The organism is Microcoleus sp. A003_D6 (assembly GCF_036702825.1).
Classification (GTDB): Bacteria; Cyanobacteriota; Cyanobacteriia; order Cyanobacteriales; family Microcoleaceae; genus Microcoleus.
Window position 1 is genome coordinate 1 of the sequence record NZ_JAUBWA010000073.1, and the last position, 19,858, is coordinate 19,858.

17 protein-coding genes are annotated in these 19,858 nt (G+C 46.9%); 9 read left to right on the plus strand and 8 right to left on the minus strand.

The window, feature by feature from the left end; translation table 11 throughout:
• Positions 1-336: 336 nt before the first annotated feature.
• Entirely contained in the window at positions 337-633 is a 297-nt protein-coding gene (locus tag QUB70_RS19740; RefSeq protein ID WP_332982910.1) for a DUF3349 domain-containing protein, read from the minus strand.
• 2 nt (positions 634-635) lie between these two features.
• Positions 636-1,040 (minus strand): DUF1308 domain-containing protein, encoded by a 405-nt coding sequence (locus tag QUB70_RS19745; RefSeq protein WP_332982911.1) that lies wholly within the window; start codon positions 1,038-1,040, stop codon positions 636-638.
• Between the two features lie 189 nt (positions 1,041-1,229).
• Here QUB70_RS19745 and QUB70_RS19750 point away from each other — a divergent pair, with 189 nt between their 5' ends.
• The 8 genes from QUB70_RS19750 (at position 1,230) to QUB70_RS19785 (ending at position 9,566) form a co-directional block, all read left to right on the plus strand.
• Entirely contained in the window at positions 1,230-1,466 is a 237-nt protein-coding gene (locus tag QUB70_RS19750; RefSeq protein WP_332982912.1) for a DUF433 domain-containing protein, read from the plus strand.
• 8 nt (positions 1,467-1,474) lie between these two features.
• On the plus strand, positions 1,475-1,837 hold the full coding sequence (locus QUB70_RS19755) for a DUF5615 family PIN-like protein (protein WP_332982913.1): 363 nt from the start codon (positions 1,475-1,477) through the stop codon (positions 1,835-1,837).
• A gap of 14 nt (positions 1,838-1,851) precedes the next feature.
• On the plus strand, positions 1,852-2,562 hold the full coding sequence (locus QUB70_RS19760) for a M15 family metallopeptidase (RefSeq protein ID WP_332982914.1): 711 nt from the start codon (positions 1,852-1,854) through the stop codon (positions 2,560-2,562).
• A 295-nt stretch (positions 2,563-2,857) separates the two neighbouring features.
• Positions 2,858-3,931 carry a glucose-1-phosphate thymidylyltransferase gene (locus QUB70_RS19765; RefSeq protein WP_332982916.1) on the plus strand — a complete coding sequence of 358 codons (1,074 nt, stop codon included), beginning with the start codon at positions 2,858-2,860 and terminating at the stop codon, positions 3,929-3,931.
• A 200-nt stretch (positions 3,932-4,131) separates the two neighbouring features.
• On the plus strand, positions 4,132-4,665 hold the full coding sequence (locus QUB70_RS19770; protein ID WP_332982917.1) for a hypothetical protein: 534 nt from the start codon (positions 4,132-4,134) through the stop codon (positions 4,663-4,665).
• A gap of 168 nt (positions 4,666-4,833) precedes the next feature.
• On the plus strand, positions 4,834-6,972 hold the full coding sequence (locus QUB70_RS19775; protein ID WP_332982918.1) for a glycosyltransferase: 2,139 nt from the start codon (positions 4,834-4,836) through the stop codon (positions 6,970-6,972).
• A 229-nt stretch (positions 6,973-7,201) separates the two neighbouring features.
• The gene (locus QUB70_RS19780) at positions 7,202-8,272 is read left to right on the plus strand and encodes a glycosyltransferase family 4 protein (RefSeq protein ID WP_332982919.1); all 1,071 of its coding nucleotides are present in this window, start codon (positions 7,202-7,204) and stop codon (positions 8,270-8,272) included.
• Between the two features lie 211 nt (positions 8,273-8,483).
• The gene (locus QUB70_RS19785; protein ID WP_332982920.1) at positions 8,484-9,566 is read left to right on the plus strand and encodes a glycosyltransferase family 4 protein; all 1,083 of its coding nucleotides are present in this window, start codon (positions 8,484-8,486) and stop codon (positions 9,564-9,566) included.
• Between the two features lie 247 nt (positions 9,567-9,813).
• Here QUB70_RS19785 and petG read toward each other — a convergent pair whose 3' ends face one another.
• On the minus strand, positions 9,814-9,933 hold the full coding sequence (gene petG, locus QUB70_RS19790; RefSeq protein WP_006632329.1) for a cytochrome b6-f complex subunit V: 120 nt from the start codon (positions 9,931-9,933) through the stop codon (positions 9,814-9,816).
• A gap of 180 nt (positions 9,934-10,113) precedes the next feature.
• Between petG and QUB70_RS19795 the strand changes: the two genes are divergently transcribed.
• Positions 10,114-10,494, plus strand: coding sequence for a c-type cytochrome (locus QUB70_RS19795; RefSeq protein WP_332982921.1), 381 nt, complete (start codon positions 10,114-10,116; stop codon positions 10,492-10,494).
• Positions 10,495-10,587: 93 nt separating this feature from the next.
• On the opposite strand, the gene QUB70_RS19800 is transcribed toward QUB70_RS19795, so the two are convergent.
• The 5 genes from QUB70_RS19800 to QUB70_RS19820 all read right to left on the minus strand — a co-directional run bounded on the left by QUB70_RS19800 (position 10,588) and on the right by QUB70_RS19820 (position 19,836).
• Positions 10,588-15,987 (minus strand): DUF4347 domain-containing protein, encoded by a 5,400-nt coding sequence (locus tag QUB70_RS19800; protein WP_332982922.1) that lies wholly within the window; start codon positions 15,985-15,987, stop codon positions 10,588-10,590.
• A 325-nt stretch (positions 15,988-16,312) separates the two neighbouring features.
• Positions 16,313-16,672, minus strand: coding sequence for an NIL domain-containing protein (locus tag QUB70_RS19805; protein ID WP_332982923.1), 360 nt, complete (start codon positions 16,670-16,672; stop codon positions 16,313-16,315).
• A gap of 203 nt (positions 16,673-16,875) precedes the next feature.
• Complete coding sequence (gene cysW / locus QUB70_RS19810) at positions 16,876-17,751, minus strand: sulfate ABC transporter permease subunit CysW (RefSeq protein WP_332982924.1); 876 nt, start codon at positions 17,749-17,751, stop codon at positions 16,876-16,878.
• Entirely contained in the window at positions 17,741-18,601 is an 861-nt protein-coding gene (gene cysT / locus QUB70_RS19815; RefSeq protein WP_332982925.1) for a sulfate ABC transporter permease subunit CysT, read from the minus strand. Before cysT ends, cysW begins: the two co-directional genes overlap by 11 nt.
• Before the next feature lie 89 nt (positions 18,602-18,690).
• Positions 18,691-19,836 (minus strand): sulfate ABC transporter substrate-binding protein, encoded by a 1,146-nt coding sequence (locus QUB70_RS19820; RefSeq protein ID WP_332982926.1) that lies wholly within the window; start codon positions 19,834-19,836, stop codon positions 18,691-18,693.
• Positions 19,837-19,858: the final 22 nt, after the last annotated feature.

The window sequence follows — 19,858 nt, forward strand, 5'->3', positions numbered from 1 at the left end:
TTTCATAATTTCAGAAATCGCGTATTAGCTTGTTTTTCTGATTAGATAAAATTATCACCACAAGTTCAGGAGAGCCGGTAGAATTAGTCAAGGGTTACTTTGATGCCGTCAAAGGAGCGAACATACCCGGATTTAGCAAACCGGAAGTAATAGTTCGCAAGCCTAACTTGCCGAGTTTTATGCAAATGCTGCGGATAGGAAGCGGCGATCCGTTTTATGCGGTAGTTGCTTACCGCCAAAGTTAGAATTTTTTGGCAGTCAGGACTTGAGGTGGAAATTGACAGCACTAAAGTCCTTACTACCAACTTGCCCGGAGTTGAGTAATTATACAAACTGTTACTCTTCTAGCCATTCTGCGTAACCGCAAGCCAGCAAATGATCCTTCAACTTAGCAATAGTTTTAGCATCCGGTGCATCAGTTGAACCGACGGCATATACATCATTCAGAACAAGAGAATAATCTTTGCCCGTACAGTGTGCCATGACTTCTGCTAAATTGCGATCGGATATTTCATCGTAAAGCAGTGCCAAAAGCGGAAAATAATCTTCCTCTTTAATTCCGTCAGGAAAAGCACGCTGAATCAGCTTGTAGGTACTCGACAAATAAGATGCAATAGAAACTTTTATTTTCATCGTTAGTTTCCCGTTAAACGACATGGAGGGTGGACGTAAACGCTGAAATCGACACCTTGACCGCTTAGGGCCCTCACAGCTTTAGCATCTGCTGTCATGGTTGTGATGCCCAACTGGTCGCCTGTTCCCAAAATTATTATATCATTTGCGCCTAAGTTTCTAGTTGTCTGCAAGTTTAATGCTCTCTGCGAGGGATTGTCAGGAATGACAGCCACTCTCTGGAGGAATCGACTTGCTCTTGCTTGCTCCAATGCACCTGCTATGCTTTGAACAATATTAGTCAACTCATTAAAAGCCGTCTGAGTCATCACCCTTTGCTGTCCTTGCACGTATTGTCGCAACTGAGCGCGGACTGGCGAATTTTCAGAGATAAATGCAATTACCGTGCTAGTATCTAGATTAAGCATTTAAATCCAAAATACAAATCCATGACAATTGTACTGTGAAACCATACCAGCAAATACCGAAGTTATTTTTTTACTAAGTAAGAAATTTCGGAGTTGAGGTGGAGATTGAAAGCACTAAAGTCCTTACTACAAACCGATCGCAAGCTGCGCTGTTTAGGTTAGGATATATTTAATATTTGCTCCTAAAATATGGAAAGTCAACTTTTGCAGCGGATCGCACTCGATCCGAATATCTGTCACGGAAAACCCTGTATTCGCGGCCTACGATATCCAGTAGAGTTGATTCTTGAATTACTCAGTTCTGGCATGAATGCTAAAGAAATTATAGATGACTATGACGATTTAGAACATGAGGATATTCTAGCTGCTTTGCTATTTGCAGCGCGGCTGACTCAAGTGAAAAGCATATATCGAGTATTAGTGTAATGAAGATTTTGGTAGATGCACAATTACCAGTACGTCTGGCGCGCGTGCTGCAATCTGCTGGTTGCGATACTATTCATACTAAGGATTTACCTCGACGAAACGCAACTCCCGATTCAGAAATTAACTTGCTTTCCATCCAAGAAAGCAGAATTGTTATCACCAAAGATAGAGACTTTTTTGACTCATTTATGATTAAGCAGCAACCTTACAAGCTGTTTATATTGACGACAGGCAACAAAAAGAATAACCAACTTATCGACTTATTTATGAATAACTTGCCGCCGCAGTTGGCTGAACTATTTCAGGAACATTCCTTCATTGATAGAAATGAATCGCGATACAATTGTAGTTCATCAGTAATAATAAAGTAGGGTGAAACCTTGATATGAAACCATATCAGCAAATAGCAATAGACGAATGTGGCGATCCTCTAGTCCCCATTCCACCAGAACATTTTGCCTTTGAAATCCCGCACCCCTATCAAAAGTTGGGTGCTCCATATCACAACAGCAAAGCAGATTCACCTTACTATTTGCGGCAAGGAGTTGTAGATAGTTTAATCGCCGCTCAAACTGAGCTAAAACAAAATTATCAAAATTGGAAAATTCTGATATTTGACGCTTACCGACCCGTGGAAGTCCAGCAATTTATGGTGGATTATACTTTTAATCAAATTGCCCGAGCTCAAGGCTGCGAATTTCCGGTTTCCGAAGACAAACGCCAAGTGATTATAGAACACGTATATCAATTTTGGGCTGTGCCGAGCATGGATAGCGCGACGCCTCCCCCTCACAGTACAGGTGCAGCTTTAGATGTAACTTTAGTGGATGAAAATAATCGCCCAATTGATATGGGTTCTCCGATTGATGAAATATCAGAACGTTCTTATCCTGATTATTTTGGTAATAGCAAGGAGCCGCACAAACAAGAATATCATCGGCGCCGGCAAATATTAAAATATGCAATGATAGCTGCGGGTTTTCAGCAGCATCCTAACGAGTGGTGGCATTTTTGTCTGGGCGATCAAATGTGGGCTTGGTTGACAAATCAAAACAATAGTGGTAGTCAAGTTATTGCCCGATACGGCCGCTATTAAAAGGGTACGCCATTACATCTGGACTGGCGCACTCTCGACCTTGAGAAACCGGGTTTATTGACAAAAAACCTCAGCTTTTAGCTGGTTCCTGCGGCAAGAAACCCGGTTTCTGACATTCTGTGCGTCCTGGACTATAAAAGCTCGATCGGCATAAATCATTATAAATTATTTGTATCAGAAGACACGGCAACTATTGCCAGCGGGGTAGCGGTAGTTTAAAATCAACAAGAGCGAACAAGTGCAGGCAAATCGAGCCAGCACCGCAAACCCTAAAGGATAACTCAGAGTTCACCCAATGAAAGCACTCATCCTCTCTGGCGGTAAAGGAACACGCTTGCGTCCCCTCACCTATACGGGTGCTAAGCAGTTGGTTCCTGTAGCAAATAAGCCGATACTGTGGTACGGAATTGAAGGAATTGTGGCGGCTGGGATTACGGATATTGGGATTATTATTAGTCCCGAAACCGGGGAAGAGGTGAAGACAAAAACAGGAGATGGATCTCGCTTCGGTGCAAAAATTACTTATATCTTGCAAGCACAGCCGGCGGGACTCGCTCACGCGGTGAAAGTTGCTAGACCATTTTTGGGTGATTCTCCATTTATTATGTATTTGGGAGATAACTTAATTCAGAATCAGTTAGATCCGTTCTTAGAGATTTTTAACAAGCAAAAACTAGACGCCCTGATTTTGCTGCGTCCAGTTCCCAATCCCTCTGCTTTCGGTGTGGCAAAAGTTGATGAAAAAGGAAGAGTTTTGCAGTTAGTAGAAAAACCACAAGTTCCGCCGTCAAATTTAGCACTGGTGGGCATTTACTTTTTTGCTCCTACTATCCACGAGGCGATCGATCAAATTCAACCTTCGCCTCGGGGCGAACTCGAAATTACTGATGCCATCCAACAGCTCATCAATCAGGAAAAACACGTAGAAGCCTGCAATTTAGAGGGTTGGTGGCTGGATACGGGGAAAAAAGACGATTTGCTGAGTGCAAACCAAATCATTTTAGATAGCCGTATCGTAGCTTCAACTGAATTAAAAGTAGACGCCAAAAGTCAAATTATCGGGCGAGTGCAAATAGGGGAAGGAACGGAGGTAATTAATTCTACAGTTCGCGGGCCAGTGGTAATTGGGGAAAATTGCCGCATTGAAAATTGCTTTATCGGGCCTTACAGCAGTATTGCCGATCGCGTGACGATGATTGATGCTGATATCGAACACAGCGTAATATTGCAAGGGGCAAAAATAGTTGGCATTCACCAGCGAATTGTTGACAGCGTGATCGGGCAGCGAGCTCAACTCACCAATGCGCCGGCTCGTCCAAAAGCCCTGCGGTTTATGATTGGTGATGACAGTCAAATTGAGTTAGCCTAAATTGAGATATTGCCAATATTAGAAGCAATAATCCCGATTTAACAAGAGATGAATTTTCTGTGGGGAGCAGGGGTCGGGCATCCTGCCCGCCCTTGAACAGGCAAGATGCCTGTTCCACAATTAGTTAGAATTATTATTCAAGCAGCCCAGATGCCTGTTCCATAATAAGTCATAGTAAGTTATCTAAAGGAGAAGAAAGTTTGCAGTACGAAGAAATACCAACTCAACAAATCATAGATAGATTGCGACAAACTTTGGAGCCGCGAATTGGTATTGTTGAGCCGCCGCTGTCGGGAAGAGAAAATAGTGCGATCGCCAGAGATGAAGATGACGAAGACATCGCCCTGTTAAAGGCAGGTTTCGACATTTATAACATCCCCATTACCTCTTACCAAAGGCGGCTTGGTTCCGCAGTAATTGCAGTTAGAAAAATAGTCCGAAAATTGCTCAGGCCCGTACTAGAACGACAAGTAATTTACAATTTCGCTAATACCCGTGTCGTTCAAACATTGAGCATTCAATTGCAAAAATTGCAAGAAAATCAACAAACCCTAGAGAAAAAAATTCAATCCGACTTCAGCAGCGCATCTCCCGAAGTTACAGCACAGCTTGAGACTCAACAAAATGCGATCGCAACTTTTCAGTCTGAAATAGAGCAAATTAAAGCAGTGCAGCAGCAACATACTGCTATTTTAGAGAAGATTACCGCTCAATTGCTCGATCGACAACCATAAAGCATCAAAGATGACCCCAAATAATTTGGTCGCAAGCCCCAGATTTATTCGCGAGAGCAATGCTTCAATTCTTCAATCCTTCAATCCTTCAATTCTTCAATTCTTCAATCCTCAATCGTCAATCCTCAATCTTCAATCTAAAATCCAAAATCCAAAATCCAAAATCGAATGACTGCACTGCCAATATGCTCGTTAATTATAGTCAACTATAACGGTCTGCGCCACACGAAAGATTGTTTAAAATCTCTACAAAAACTTGCGTATCCCGAATCGCAACTCGATTTAATTGTGATTGATAATTGTTCTCAAGACGATTCCGTTAATTACCTGCGCGAACTATTTCCGAAAGTACGCATTTTTGTCAACTCATCCAACAACTTTGCTAAAGCCCTGAACCTCGGCATCAGCGAAGCAAAAGGGCAATATATCGGATTTCTAAATAACGATGCTACCCTTGACAGTCGCTGGTTAGAGATTCTTGTAAAACGGCTAGAAACTAATAAAGAAGTAGGTGCGACTAGCGGCAAATTGCTGTTTAAAGACGGGCGAATCAACAGCGCTGGCATTCAGCAATTAGCTAATTTTTATTGGCAAGATGTCGGCTTTGGCGAAAAAGATGCGGGACAGTACGATACAGAACGGGAAGTCGAAGGGCTTTGTTGGGCGGCGGTGCTTTTTCGGAGAGAATGTCTCGAAGATGTCGGGCCGATTGATGAAGATTTTGTGATGTATTTTGAAGATGTAGAGTTTGCCAAACGCTGCCACAAACGCGGTTGGAAAATGCTTTATACTCCCGCCGCCATCGCCCATCACGAATATCGGGGTTCGAGTAAAGGTAGCAAACTTACCGAGTATTTCTGCAACCGCAATCGGTTTTTGTATTTGGCAAAACACGAACCTTTGCAATTAGTCAAAGGAATTCATACTTCGGATTTTTTTACTAACAAGCAGTACGATTTGCTGTTCGAGAGTTTATTTGTAGCGATTAAAAAACTTTTAGATTATCAGAAACCAGAAATCATCGAAACTGTCATCCCGCAGTTGTCGGAAAAGTTGGCGGTGATTTACAGTCGCCTGAAGATCGATCGCATTTTGTCTCGGTTACAGGTGGTTCGGGGCGATCGCAAAATGTCGATCGGCATTTACGATCACGGACTGCATTTTATTGGTGGCGGTCAAAAATACGTCGCTACCATCGCCTCGCTGCTACAAAATGAATTTGACATTACTTTTATCGCCAACAAACCAGTGGCTATTTCCGACTTAGAATCTTGGTACGGACTCAACCTTTCAGGATGCAAAATTAAAATTATGCCCTTGGCGTTTTACGAGAAACGCGGAATGCAGTGCATCGATTCCAGTATCATCGTGGAGGATATGGAAAATCCCTTTGATGAAATTGCCAGAGAAAGCAAAAACTACGATATTTTTATCAACGCAAACCAACTAGAAAAAGTGAAACCGCTGTCGCCTATCTCAGTATTTTTCTGCCACTTTCCCAATACCTTCCGCAACCGTCACTTTGCTGTCGATGACTACACTTTCATTATTGCAAACAGCCAATTTACAGTCAAGTGGTTGGAGAAACGCTGGAACCTACAGCCAACTTTTCTGCTTTATCCCCCGGTGGAAATGGCAACAGTTAAAGTGCCGAAAGAAAAAATAATTTTGGCGGTGGGACAGTTTGAAGCTGGGGGAACAAAAAAGCAAATTGAACTAATTAAAGCTTTCCGCAGTTTGTTAGCAGATTATCCCCAAGAATTTCAAGGATGGCGGCTAATTTTAGCCGGAAGCAGTATTCCCCGCAATCCTTATTTAAAGACTGTTCAGAATTTATTGAAGCAAGATTCAAGGGCGATCGAGCTCAAAGTTAATGCTGACTTTGATGAGGTAAAATCGCTGTATGCTAAAGCGAGCATATTTTGGCACGGCTGCGGTTTGGGTGAAGTCAATCCTCAAAGATTTGAGCATTTCGGGATGGCGACTGTAGAAGCAATGCAAAATAGTTGTGCTCCGATTGTTTTCAACGGCGGCGGCCAACCGGAAATTGTCGAACACGGGCGATCGGGCTTTTTGTTCAATACCGTTGAGGAACTGTGCCAGCATTCACATCAACTAATTGTTAATCCCGATTTGCTAGCAGAACTTCAAGCTGGTGCACAGCAACGCAGTCAGAACTTTAGACTTGCACGCTTCGATAAAAAAGTCAAGAGTTTTTTTGAGATTATTCACCAAGAATATGCTACAATTCGGCTGCCGAATCCTGCCGATATAGCTCAAATGCTCGATATCGAGCGCGATCGATAAATTGCGTAGGGGCGGGTTTTACCAACAATATTTAATGATTACAAAGAATTTATATAAACTCGCCTTACACCGCAAATAAATTACATCAAATCTGATTTCTGTGCAACCATAAAAATGTACATTTTGATTGTTCGTTGGGTGGGGCGGGTTTACGAGATTATGGGTTTTAGGCAATTATTGTTGGTAAAACCCGCCCCTACAATTGGGATAAATTCTGTTCTATAAAATCATGTCTAATTCACTGTTAATCAATTTGTCTTTCTTAACACCCGAACCAACGGGAATCGGGACTTATGCAGCTAATCTTTTCCCCGAACTTGAAAAGCTAGAACCAACATTACTCGCTTCCCAGCCAATTGAAAATTATAATTGCTATCAAATCCCCGAAAATCTGACACCAGATCGAGGCACAAAAGGACAAATTAACAGACTGTGGTGGACTCAATTTGAACTGCCAAAAATTTACAATAAATTGCAGTCAAGCCTGATATTTTCGCCAATTCCCGAAGCACCTTTGTATTCCGGCTGCCGCTACATCGTCACAGTTCACGATTTAATTCCTTTGCGATTTCCCCAACGTTTTTCTCGTTTAACAGCTTATTTCCGCTACTACATACCGCAAGTTTTGCGGCAAGCAGAACACATTATTTGCGATTCTCAAGCAACGGCTGCTGATGTTGCTAACTTTTTCCAAATTCCGCCTAAAAAGATGACCGCAATTCCCCTAGCTTGCGATAATATTAATTTTAGATATCTCGACTTGCCAACCAAAAATTATTTTCTTTATACCGGCAGACACGATCCTTACAAAAACTTGGAAAGATTAATTGCTGCATTTGCGAGTTTTGGCGATCGCGCAAATTGCGAATTGTGGCTAGCCGGGCCTCCCAATGCCTACACGCCGCAGTTGACAGCACAAGTTGAACAATTGGGTTTACAATCTTTGGTAAAGTTTCTCGGTTACGTTCCCTATTCTCAATTGCCCGTACTGATGAATCAGGCGATCGCCCTAGTTTTCCCCACACTTTGGGAAGGATTCGGCTTACCAATTTTAGAAGCAATGGCTTGCGGCACACCCGTCATCACATCCAACCTGTCATCGATGCCAGAAGTAGCCGGAGATGCCGCCTTATTAGTCAACCCTTACAGCGTCGGAGAAATAGCAGAAGCCATGCAAACAGTAGCCACAGATTCAAAAGTGCGATCGAACTTAAAGACTGCTAGTTTAGCGCGATCGTCTCAATTTAGCTGGCACAAAACCGGAACAGCAACCGCCAACATCTTACAGCAATATCTGTAAATCTTCCCTATCTTTCTTTCAGCGCCATCTGCGGTTAAACTCACATCTTATACCATTGTCAGCAACAGGCAAGATGCCTGTTCCACAAAAGATAAATTTTCTTGTGGAACAGGCATCTTGCCTGTTCCTAAAATCCTAATTGAAAATGGTGTAATATCTCAGGTTAAATAAAAAAAATCCCACCTAAAAACCGCAATCTAAATATTATCCCATGCCCAATCCCCAATCCAACCTGCTCATCAACCTCTCCTTCCTAATTTCCAAACCAACTGGCTTAGCCATCTACGCCAAAAACCTATTTCCCCACCTAAAATCCCTCAATCCAACATTACTAACAGCAGAAAACTTCCCCAATAACAACTGCTACCAAATCCCCGCCAACCTAACACCAGAACAAGGAACCAAAGGACACATCAACCGATTGCTGTGGACACAAACACAACTCCCCAAAATTTACAAACAGCTAAAATCTAACCTGTTATTTTCTCCCATTCCCGAAGCTCCTCTATTTGCAGGTTGCCGCTATATAATTACAGTACATGACTTGATAGCGCTGCGATTTCCCCGCCGCTTCGATCCTCTGGCACCTTATCACCGCTATTACATTCCCCAAGTGCTGCGGCAGGCTCAACACGTCATTTGCGACTCGGAATCAACAGCCAAAGATATCGCTAATTTTTGCAAGATTCCTACTAATTTAATTACGCCAATTTTTCCGGGATACGATACCAGCTTTTTCCGTTTTTTAGACTTACCAACCAGCAATTATTTTCTTTATATCGGCCGCCACAATCCTTATAAAAACGTGCAGCGAGTTGTAGCAGCATTTGCTGCTTTGCATCATAATTCCGAGTACGAATTGTGGATCGCAGGTTCCGAAGACAAACGCTATACCCCGCTGCTGAAGGCGCAGGTTGAAGAATTGGGATTGGTCGATCGAGTAAAATTCCTAGATTACCTCCCCGCGGCCCACTTGCCCAAAGTCATCAACCAAGCGATCGCCCTGGTATTCCCCAGTCTTTGGGAAGGATTCGGGCTCCCCGTGCTCGAAGCAATGGCCTGCGGCACTCCTGTCATCACCTCTAACCTGTCTTCAATGCCGGAGGTGGCGGGGGACGGCGCATTATTAGTCAACCCCTACAGCGTCGAGGAAATTGCCTCTGCTATGCAAGAGCTTGCAGTCGATGCCAAAGTTCGATCGCACTTGCGGGATCTCGGTTTGGCTAGAGCAAAACAATTTAGCTGGGAAAAAACAGGCCTGCAAACTGCTGCTATTCTCGATCGATACAGTTGACAGTTGACAGTTGACGGTTGACAGTTGACAGTTGACAGTTGACAGTTGACAGTTGACAGAAGGAAGACGGAAGACGGAAGAAGGAAGACGGAAGACGGAAGACAGAAGACGGAAGAAGAAAGATTTTTCCAATCTCCCCCTCTCCCCCTCTCCCTCTCCCCCTCTCCCTCTCTCCCTCTCTCCCCCTCTCCCCCTCCCTCTCTCCCCCTCTCCCCCTCTCCCCTTCACCAAGGGACTGTAGCCCCTTTTACTTGTTGATACCCAACTGATCGCCGCGCTTGTACTGCTGATAAGCAGCAAAAAACAGCCCCGCCAGAGTAACAAAGATTAGACCCAGAACAATACCTGAAAGTAGCGGTTCTACCATGAGAGCTCCTTAACGTTAAGATTTAACAACCTATTTTTAATATTACCAGCACTTACACAGATGAATTTTCCCAAAAGCAGCCTTCGGGGGGTCTGAGAGCTTGATCTCCCCGCTGCGAACGATTAAGCTATGTTATGAGAAATAAATTTTCTTGTAGATAGTTTTTTAAATTGAACTCCTTTGAATCACCAACTTGCTAGGAATGAAATTAGAAACCCGATCGAGCGACTTGCCATATTTGCGATCGCCGTGTTACTTGCCATCATGTTGGCGAGTATGACAATTCGTCAATTTCAAGTCGCCGATCCCTACGTCAAAAGCGTACTGTCCCTGACTGGCAACCAGTTTCAGGGTTCCGCCATTTTTCAAATGAACTGTGCGGGGTGCCACATATCCGTTGCAGACACTCAAGTCGGGCCCAACTTGCACCGAGTGTCCGAGCGCAAATCCGAATTCGATCTGATCCGCCAAGTCACCAGCGGGCAAACCCCACCCATGCCGCAGTTTCAGCCGAGTCCGCAAGAAATGGCCGACTTGCTGAAATATCTCGAACAGATTTAACCAAAGAAGGGGAACGGAATTCGTTCCCCTTCTGGCGATTGTCCAGAAAAGAGTAGGGTGCGGGCTCATAAGCACCCTACTGCGGAGTGCGGCCTAAACCAGCAAGCTAAAACTGCTCGCCGGTAACTGGCCAGGCAGCACGCCCGCCACAAAAGCCAAAATCTGGTCGCTGTTGGCGATCCCGATCGCGGTTGAGCCATTAGTTTCGGTAAACGACAGTTGATTGAAGTCCAAGCCTCCCAGCAACACGAGCGAATCAACTCCTTCGGTGAAGTTGATAATGGTGTCAATTCCTCCGTCCGCTGCCAACACAAAGCCATTGCTGCTGCCGCCGACGAGAGTATCGCTACCAAGGTCGCCAAAGAGCAAGTTATTGCCGAGATCGCCAAAGAGCAAATCATCTCCGCCGCCGCCAATTAAGGTATTATTACCGTTGCCGCCGCAGAGAGTGTCATTACCTAGATCGCCAATTAGCAGGTCGTCGCCTGCACCTCCCAAGATTACGTCCTCGCCTTTGCCACCATACAATACGTCATTACCTTCATCCCCAGAGAGAGAGTCATTGCCGCGATTGCCGAAAATCAGATCGTCGGAGCGATCGCCAAAAATCAGGTCAAAGCCTTTGCCGCCGAAGAGAGTATCGCTATCTACACCCCCGTAGACAGTATCGTTGCCCGTATTGCCATTGATATAGTCGCCGCCCTGTTGACCAAAGATCAAATCGTTGCCGCCCAATCCGAAGATAGAGTCACTGCCAGCACTACCCACGATCGTATCGTCGCCGTTAGGGCCGCCGATCGCACTGCCGGCGGGCAGATTGGGAGGGTCGATCCTGGGGAAGTCGCTTGGACAAACCAAATCAGTCGTTTGTGGGCTCGGAGTCGGAGTCGGTTCAGGGCTCGGAGTCGGAGTCGGTTGCGGGCTCGGAGTCGGTAGAGGTGTAGGTGCAGGTGTAGGTGCAGGTGCAGGTGTAGGTGTAGGTTCAGGAGTCGGAGTCGGAGTCGGCGCAGGCGCAGGAGTCGGCGTCGGAGTCGGAGTCGCGATCGGAGTCGGCGCAGGCGTCGGAGTCGGCGTCGGCGTCGGAGTCGGTGTCGGGAAATTCCCGAAGTTGATGCCGCTGACAATAGCGCCAGAAGCGAGCACAATGTCGGCGGGGGCGGGTGTGCTTTGGGTAAACCCAGCTTGGTTGACTTCCCGGACGCTGTAAGTTCCTGGCGTCAGGTTTGTGAACAGGTAGTTACCGCTGGCGTCTGTGGTGGTAGTAACGGGAACAGGAGCAGGAGTACCAGGGGTTCCAGCTACCAGATTGGTTAACACAATTTGGAAATTGGGCAAACCCGGTTCTCCGGCATCCTGAATGGCATTGTTGTTGCTGTCTCGGAACTTCAGACCTCGGATCGTGCCCGGTTGGGGCAAGAAGTTGCCGAAGTCAATGCCCGTGATGTTATCTCCACTGTTAACCACAACGGGGGCGGGGTTCGGGGTCGTCTGCGTCCAGCCGGTTTGCGGGACTTCCCTTACCTGGTAAGTGCCTGCGGGAATGTTGACCAGGGTATAGTTGCCAGTGGCATCGGTGATGGTGGTGGGTTCACCCTGCTGAAAGATGCCATCCGGAGTGATACTGTCGAGGAAGATTTGCCAGTTAGCTAGTCCCGTTTCCCCATCATTAATACCGTTGTTGTTGGCGTCGTTGAATTTTAGGCCGCTGATAGTCGCCGGCTGGAAATTGCCGAAGTTGATATTAGCGATGTCTTGACCGCTGGTGACAGTGATGTCGGCCGGATTGGGGGTAGTTTGCAGCCAAGTCGGCTGAGGAACTTCCCGCACCTTGTAGGTACCTGCTGGCAAATCGAGGAATTTGTAATTGCCGGTGGCATCGGTGAGGGTGTTCGCTTCTCCTGTGTCGAGGGTGCCGCTGTCGTCGGTATCGAGGAAGAATTGCCAGTTGGGTAGTACTGTTTCTGCTGGCGCATCTTGGATGCCGTTGTTGTTGAGGTCATTGAACTTCAGCCCGCTGATGCTATTGGGCTTGAAGTTGCCGAAGTTGTTGTTTTGGGAGTCGGTGCCACTGGTGACAGGGATGGTGTAGGAACCGGGGGCTGCCGGTGCTGTTTGCGTCCAGCCGGTTTGCGGTACTTCCCGGACGTTGTAGGTGCCTGCTACCAGGTTGGTGAACTGGTACTTGCCGGTGACATCGGTGACAGCAGAGTTGGTGCCTGTTTCATTTGGTACTGGGTCTTGGACGCCGTTGTTGTTGGTATCCAGGTAGATTGTCCAGCCTGCTAGGACTGGTTCGGTGTCCTCTTGCGTGCCATTGTTGTTGAGGTCATTAAATTTGATCCCGCCGATCTTGCCGAACTCGAAGTTGCCGAAGTCTTGACCCGTAATCGGGGTGCCGCTGACCGGGTTAATTGTATAAGAAGCCGGGCCGGCGGTTTGTGAGAAACCGGTCGGTACGTCTTCTCTCACAAAGTACCGACCGCTGCCAACGTTGGCAAAGCTATACGTCCCAGCAGCCGCTGGTGCTGTCCCGGTAACTTGATTTGCGACTTCGGCGTCGCCGGTATCTAAAGTGCTGTTATCGTTAGTATCCTCAAACAAGCGAACGGTAGTACCGTCGAGGGGCGTGTCGTCGGGAGTGAAGCCGTCGCCTGTGAGGTCGGTGAATTTGGTGCCGCTGACGGTGATGTTTTGGAAAACGCCGAAGTTCTGGCCGGTAACGGGAGTACCGCTTTGGGCGGGAACGGGAATGGCGGCAGCGGGAAAAGAGATGCTGGAGTTGGCTGGGGCAGTGGCTTGTATCAGGTAATTGCCGGGGCCGATATTCGGGAAGCTGTAATCTCCGTCTCCCGCAGTCGTTTGCGCCGTGCCGACAACAGTATCTGTGGCTGCTTGGAATATGCCGTCGTCGTTGGTGTCTTTGTAGAGGTTGACGGTGACGCCGTTTAGTGTGGTGTCATCGGGAGTGAAGTCGTTGCCTGTGATATCTGTGTAGGTTTTGCCTGCGATCGTGGTCAGTTTGAAGTTGCCAAAGTCTCGGCCCGTAGCAGCGTCAGCAACACCTGTGCTGTAGGGAGTCGCGCCTGTAGCGGGGAGAGTTTGCTGCCAACCCGTTACTGCCACTTCCTTAATCGGGCTGTTAGTCTTGGTGTCGGCGAGGGTGTAAGTACCGCCGATCGCAACGGTCGTCTGTTTTTCAGTAGCGTCCGCCACATTGTTGTTGTTGTCGTCTACATAAATAACAAAGTTTTGCGCTGGAGTTGTGGCCGTTGCATCAGTCTCGTCTATAGTGCCACTGCCATTGTTGTCGTTAAATTTCTGACCCGTGACAGTAGGGCCGTATTCGTAAGCGCCGATGTCAACAGCGCCGTTGACCGTGCGGGCATAGGGCTGACCGAATTGAGTGCCACGTTGGTCTGTAGTAAGAGCCGCACCAGTTATTGCGTTGAGGGCGGTGGCTGCGTTGCCAGTATCGATCGCGAGGCTGCCAGGAAGTAAGGCGTGGGTTGACACAACACCGCCATTATTTTGCAGGGGGCCAAGTAAAGCCGCACCGCCAATTAAGTTGGTGGCACCCGTTGATACCACACCACCTGTAATGTCAGGATCGGCAAGGCTAGTATTGCCAGAGATGATTGTGTTATCGGCGTTGACAGTCCCAGCGTAGAAAACGCCGCCTCCACTGCTGCCAGAACTATTGAGGGTAATAGTAGTATTTTTCAGGCTAGCCGTCGCACCCGTGTTAACAAAAAGTGCGCCACCCAAACCCTGACCGGCCGTACCGTCACCGGCAGCCGCACCAAATGTTGCTGTATTCGCGCTAAAGGTGCTGTTGCTGACATTTAAGGTTCCTGCATTGAGGAAAATAGCACCTCCTAAACCAGCGCCACCGCCACCGCCAGTAGTACCACCGGCACCACCAAAGCCACCGCCACCAGTACCACCAACGCTGCCAGCACCACCGCCACCACCAAGGCCACCGGCACCGCCGACACCAACAGTACCAGGGGTACCAGCGATACCAGGAGCAGTAGCAGTACCAGCAGCACCACCAAGGCCACCAGGGCCGCCACCGCCACCGACACCACCAGCACCACCAGCACCACCGATAGCACCATTACCACCGTTACCAGTGCCAGTCCCATTCTGGCCAGCACCACCAGTGCCACCAGCACCACCGCCGCCACCGAAGGCTCCAGCACCGCCAGTACCACCAGCACTACCATTGCCTCCAGGACCATTGGTTGCAGCACCAGTACCGCCAAGGCCACCAGTACCACCAGTACCACCAGGGAAGCCAGTACCACCAGCCAGAGCAGTACCACCAATACCACCGGCACCATCGGGTGTACCACCAAGACCACCAGCCCCGGCCGCACCAGGGGTACTGCCTACGCTACCTGTGCTTAAGTCGCTGTTGCCACCTGCACCACCGCTCCCGGCTGCACCTGCACCACCTGTTGCTGTATTGCTAGCAAAGGTAACGCTGTCAATATTGACGGTACCGTTGTTGATAAAAAGTGCGCCACCTAAGCCACCGCCGCCACCACCACCGCCGGTGCCGGGGCTGCCGATTGCTGCTCCATTTTGAAGTGTGAGGTTAGATAATGTGACTGTAGCAGTGGTGTCAACGAAAAATAGTCGGCTAGTACCACCGCCGTTGATGGTAATCCCAGTTGTAGTGCCGCCAACAAAGTTAACAGGATTAGTAATTACAGGCAGAACTTGTCCGACACCGAAGGTGATAGGACCAGTGATGTTGATATCATCAGCATCGGGCAGGACATTAGCAAAAAGGATGGCGTTGTTGAGACTGGTAAAGTCGGTAGCGCTAAAGGTTGCTAACACGCCGCTGTAAGCTTCTCTCGCCTCTGCGGAAAATGCCAAAGCCGTTTCTATTTTGCCCGTGGAAACTTCCAATTCCCAGTCTCCACCCAACGCAGCATTCCCAGTCAAGTTATCTGAAGCTGCAACTTCTGCCCCGGTGAGCTGACTCAGCCTTTGGACGAAAGCGACACCTGCTTCTGTGGCGGCGACGTTGCAACCGTAAAGTAGAATTTCTGGTTTAGCTGTAATTGAAGAGTTCGACTTTGCTTCGGCTGGCAAAGCAAACCATTCTTCTAAATAATTGCGGTAGCTTTCAATATTGCACAGATTGAGTTCTGTTGCGCCGATTTGGACGCTGGCTGCCGCGCCGTGAGACAGGATGTGGACGGCTGCAATGTTTTTTCGCTGTTTCAGTGTTTCGGCGATTTGCTCGATGCCGTCGCGATCGCCCTTGAGAACAATAACTTCTGTATCCGAATTTGTAGTCTCTGTTAAATTTTGGTAATCTTTAACTTTTGTATCTACGAAAAGTAACTGTTGTTTCCGTTCTTTGTCAAATTCCATGATCGAATTCCTCTGGTACACGCACACATCAAAGTGATAACACAAACCAAGCTTAGCAGCGCTCGGCTCTTTTTCCGGTGCCGATCGCCCGTGCTTCCACATATTACTTATCTATTGACAGCAACACATTTTTGTGCATTGCCACAATAAATTACTTAATTTGATTGCTTAGAAGTCTAAAAAGAAGATGTTGTTCCGGCTTTTACAAAAATATTTTATAATACCTGCACGAAGTTTCTGATTTTAAAACGAACTCAATACCATATTTTGTAAAGAATGTCAATCATAATAATAATTACTGATGGCGATCTATAGTGATTGGTTATTGGTTATTGGTTATTACTAACAATCAACAAGTAACACCTAACAATTGCGAAGCAACAAGTAACAAATAACAACTAACCAATAACCAATAACAAATGACTAATTACCAAGTTTCTTCATCGGGATTATTAGAATTGCTCCAGATTTCCACATCTAAATCGTTGAGATAAATCAGAGCACTTTCAATCTGTTGAGCAGTACCGTTAAGTTCTAAATCAAACCAACCGTCATCTGAAGTTTTGGCACCCAACAAAGCTGCATTAAAATTCACCCTCAAACCGTATTCCGAAATCAGGTTAGAGATTACAGGTTCTTGATGGTATTCTTTAGGAACACGAATGCGAATGCGGGTTTGAGTTGGTCTGCTGTCTCCTGACTCAGTGTGCGGGATGTCTGATTGTTGAGTTTGGTGAAAATTGTCGATCGGCTCAAATTGAGGTTCGCTATTGTTTTGAGATAACATTTGGGACTCCTAATGTTTTTTTCAGTTTACATTTTCCACCAATATCTGGTACGGTGCGTCGCTGCGAGAGTTTCGAGCTTCCAAGCAGATTGTTTAGGGCGACGCACCCTACTAATGACTACTAATGACTAACAACGGCGCACCCTACAGCCTAATGAGTTCGGTACACGCTGCGCGCCCTACAGCCTAATGACTGATGATTATTACTCAACTTCCTTGATGCTAGTTTTTCGTTCCAAAATCTCCTTAAGTACGAGGGTAACAACTCCTAAAAGACCTAGAACTACCGCCGCTGAAAATGCGGCTTGCGTCGCGTACTGCTTGTAAGCATCCTCTACAAACAAAGGCAAAGTTTGCGTTTTTTTAGCAATATTTCCCGATACCACAGAGACGGCTCCAAATTCTCCCATTGCTCTAGCATTGGTCAAAATTACTCCGTAAAGCAATCCCCAGCGAATACTGGGAAGCGTGACATTCCAGAAAATTTGCCAGTCATTTGCTCCCAAAGTTTTCGCCGCCTCTTCTTGATCTGTTCCCACTTCTTCCAAAACAGGAATCACTTCGCGGGCCACAAAAGGCAAGGTAACAAAAGCAGTAGCCAGCACCATTCCGGGGAAGGCAAAAATAACCTTGATATTGGCCGCCTCCAGCCACGGCCCGAACCATCCCACCCGACCGTAAAGCAGTACAATCATTAAACCTGCAACTACGGGAGATATGGCAAACGGCACGTCTAAAATGCTGATTAATAGCGTGCGTCCCGGAAATTTATTGCGGCCAATTACCCAGGCTGCACACAAACCGAAGACTGTATTTACAGGCACGACAATCAGAGAAATCACCAAGGTAAGTTGCGCTGCGTGCAGAAAATCTGGCGATGTTAAGTTAGAAAAGAATGGCTCTACTCCTTTTCTGAAAGCTTGGTAAAAAACGTTGAGGATGGGGATAAATAAGATCAGAGCAAGATAGCCGCTCGCAATTCCGATTAAAGTGGGTTTTACCCACGCATTGTCCTGACTCCGCGTCGAACCACCGGGCGGAAATTTGTAATCAGCGGGTGAATTGATATTAGCCGTCATAGCGTCTTCTCCATGCTTGTAATAGATTAATTGCAAACAGCATAGTCAGCGAAATAGCTAACAGGATAGTGCCGATAACTGTTGCTCCTGCATAGTCGTACTGTTCCAATCTTTGAAAAATTAATACGGGCGCGATTAAATCTTTGAACGGTATGTTAGAAGCTACAATTACAGTAGATCCGTACTCACCAACCGCTCGCGAAAATCCGAGGGCAACTCCGGTTAAAATAGACGGAAATAGCGGCGGCAAAACTACTCGCCAGAAGGTTTGAAATTGAGAAGCACCCAAGCACCAAGCTGCTTCTTCGATGTCTTTTTCCATTTCCTTTAAAACTGGCTGTACAGTCCGCACTATAAAGGGCAAGGAAATAAATATCATCGCTATTCCTACGCCCAAGCGAGTAAAGGATATCTTGATTCCCAAAGGTGCAAAAAGCGAACCGATCCAGCCGTTATCGCTGTAAACTGTGGCGAGAGTTAAACCGGCGACGGAGGTGGGCAGTGCAAAAGGTAAATCGACGGCTGCATCGACAACCCGTTTTAAGGGAAAGTCGTAGCGCACTAATACCCAGGCAATTAATGTGCCGAATACTCCGTTAATTAATGCCGCCATTAATGCCGTAAAGAAGGTGACATCGTAGGCGGAAAGGGCGATCGGACTGGTGGCAATTGCCCAAAATTCGGCGGGGTTGGCTGTGCTGGCTTTCAGCAGCATTGCTGCAACTGGGAGCAATAGCATTAAACTGAGGTAGCCTAGGGTGATTCCCCAAGGTAATGTGATTTTGCCGATCGCCCTTTTGATATTTGCGATCGGAGACTCAGGGTTGCTGGTTGGAGATGATACTGCCATAAGTGAATAGTTTTGAGTTGTCAAGAATAGTGAATCTTTTAGAACCCCGACAACTTCCGGGGAGTCGGGGTTCTGGCCATTCTGTTTTTTTACTGTCTAATTGAACCTTGAATTTTGTCAAAAATAGCTCCGTCATCGAAGAATTTCTGCTGAATATCTCCCCAACCTCCTAAGTCTTGAGCTGTAAATAGGGTTTTGATGGGGGCATATTTTTTGACAAATTCTGGTTCTGCCACTACTGTCGCATCTACTGGGCGGAAGCCGACTTTGGCAAATTCTCGCTGAGCTTCTGGGGTGTAGAGAAACTTGACAAATGCTTCTGCGACTTCGCGAGTACCGTGTTTATCAACGTTTTTATCGACGATGGCAATCGGATTGTCGATCGACACATTGACTTCGGGAATAGTATAAGTCGGTTTTTCGCCTTTCTCACCTGCCAGAAGAATCTCGTTTTCGTAGTTAATTAAGGCGTCGCCTTGGCCTTGTTTGAAAAATACATCAGTGGCTTCGCGGGCATCTTTAGTCAGAATCGGAACGTTTTTGTAGACTTTAGTAGTCAAGTCCAATGCTTTGGTTTCGTCTCCTCCGGTTTTAACAACAGATCCCCAAAGTGCGAGGAAATTCCAGCGTGCAACGCCTGATGTTTTAGGATCGGCAGTAATCACTTTTACTCCGTCTTTGCTTAAATCTTCCCAGGTTTTGATGCCTTTGGGATTGCCATCGCGGGTGACTATTGCTCCTACGGATTTGCTGACTATGCCTTCGTTGGGAACTTCTTTTTCCCACCCAGGCTCAATGAGTCCGGCTTTTTCGATTTTTGCTGTGTCGAGGGCGAGGGCTAGGTGTACGATGTCTGCTTCTAAACCGTCAATTACGGCCCGAGTTTGGGAACCGGAACCGCCGTAGCTTTGGTTGAAGGTGACGGTTTGGCCTTTTTCTTTTTGCCACTGTTCTACAAATTTGGGAATTATGGCTTCGTGGGCGGCTTTGGTGACGGCGAAGGATACTAGGGTTAATTCTACGTTGCCTTTGTTGGCTGCTGGGCTAGCACCGCCTGGAGTGGCTGCGGGGTTGTTGCTCGTTCCCTGGCCGCAGGATGCAACGGCCACACTTAAAGTTATTCCCACTAAAAATAGCGACACAAATCTTTTCAGCGCCGTAAATGATTGATTTGTGCTGGCTGGTGGCTGTTGCAGCCAGTGAAGGTGTTGAGTTAGGCGTTGCCACGGGCTCATTATATTTGTTCCTAAGCGAGAA

Excerpts from the sequence above, each read along its gene's own strand:
- QUB70_RS19775 (WP_332982918.1), top strand. The coding sequence starts at position 4,834 with ATGACTGCACTGCCAATATGCTCGTTAATTATAGTCAACTATAACGGT.
- QUB70_RS19800 (WP_332982922.1), bottom strand. The coding sequence starts at position 15,987 with ATGTGGAAGCACGGGCGATCGGCACCGGAAAAAGAGCCGAGCGCTGCT.
- QUB70_RS19785 (WP_332982920.1), top strand. The coding sequence starts at position 8,484 with ATGCCCAATCCCCAATCCAACCTGCTCATCAACCTCTCCTTCCTAATT.
- cysW (WP_332982924.1), bottom strand. The coding sequence starts at position 17,751 with ATGACGGCTAATATCAATTCACCCGCTGATTACAAATTTCCGCCCGGT.
- QUB70_RS19745 (WP_332982911.1), bottom strand. The coding sequence starts at position 1,040 with ATGCTTAATCTAGATACTAGCACGGTAATTGCATTTATCTCTGAAAAT.
- cysT (WP_332982925.1), bottom strand. The coding sequence starts at position 18,601 with ATGGCAGTATCATCTCCAACCAGCAACCCTGAGTCTCCGATCGCAAAT.
- petG (WP_006632329.1), bottom strand. The coding sequence starts at position 9,933 with ATGGTAGAACCGCTACTTTCAGGTATTGTTCTGGGTCTAATCTTTGTT.
- QUB70_RS19780 (WP_332982919.1), top strand. The coding sequence starts at position 7,202 with ATGTCTAATTCACTGTTAATCAATTTGTCTTTCTTAACACCCGAACCA.
- QUB70_RS19805 (WP_332982923.1), bottom strand. The coding sequence starts at position 16,672 with ATGTTATCTCAAAACAATAGCGAACCTCAATTTGAGCCGATCGACAAT.
- QUB70_RS19750 (WP_332982912.1), top strand. The coding sequence starts at position 1,230 with ATGGAAAGTCAACTTTTGCAGCGGATCGCACTCGATCCGAATATCTGT.
- QUB70_RS19740 (WP_332982910.1), bottom strand. The coding sequence starts at position 633 with ATGAAAATAAAAGTTTCTATTGCATCTTATTTGTCGAGTACCTACAAG.
- QUB70_RS19765 (WP_332982916.1), top strand. The coding sequence starts at position 2,858 with ATGAAAGCACTCATCCTCTCTGGCGGTAAAGGAACACGCTTGCGTCCC.
- QUB70_RS19820 (WP_332982926.1), bottom strand. The coding sequence starts at position 19,836 with ATGAGCCCGTGGCAACGCCTAACTCAACACCTTCACTGGCTGCAACAG.
- QUB70_RS19760 (WP_332982914.1), top strand. The coding sequence starts at position 1,852 with ATGAAACCATATCAGCAAATAGCAATAGACGAATGTGGCGATCCTCTA.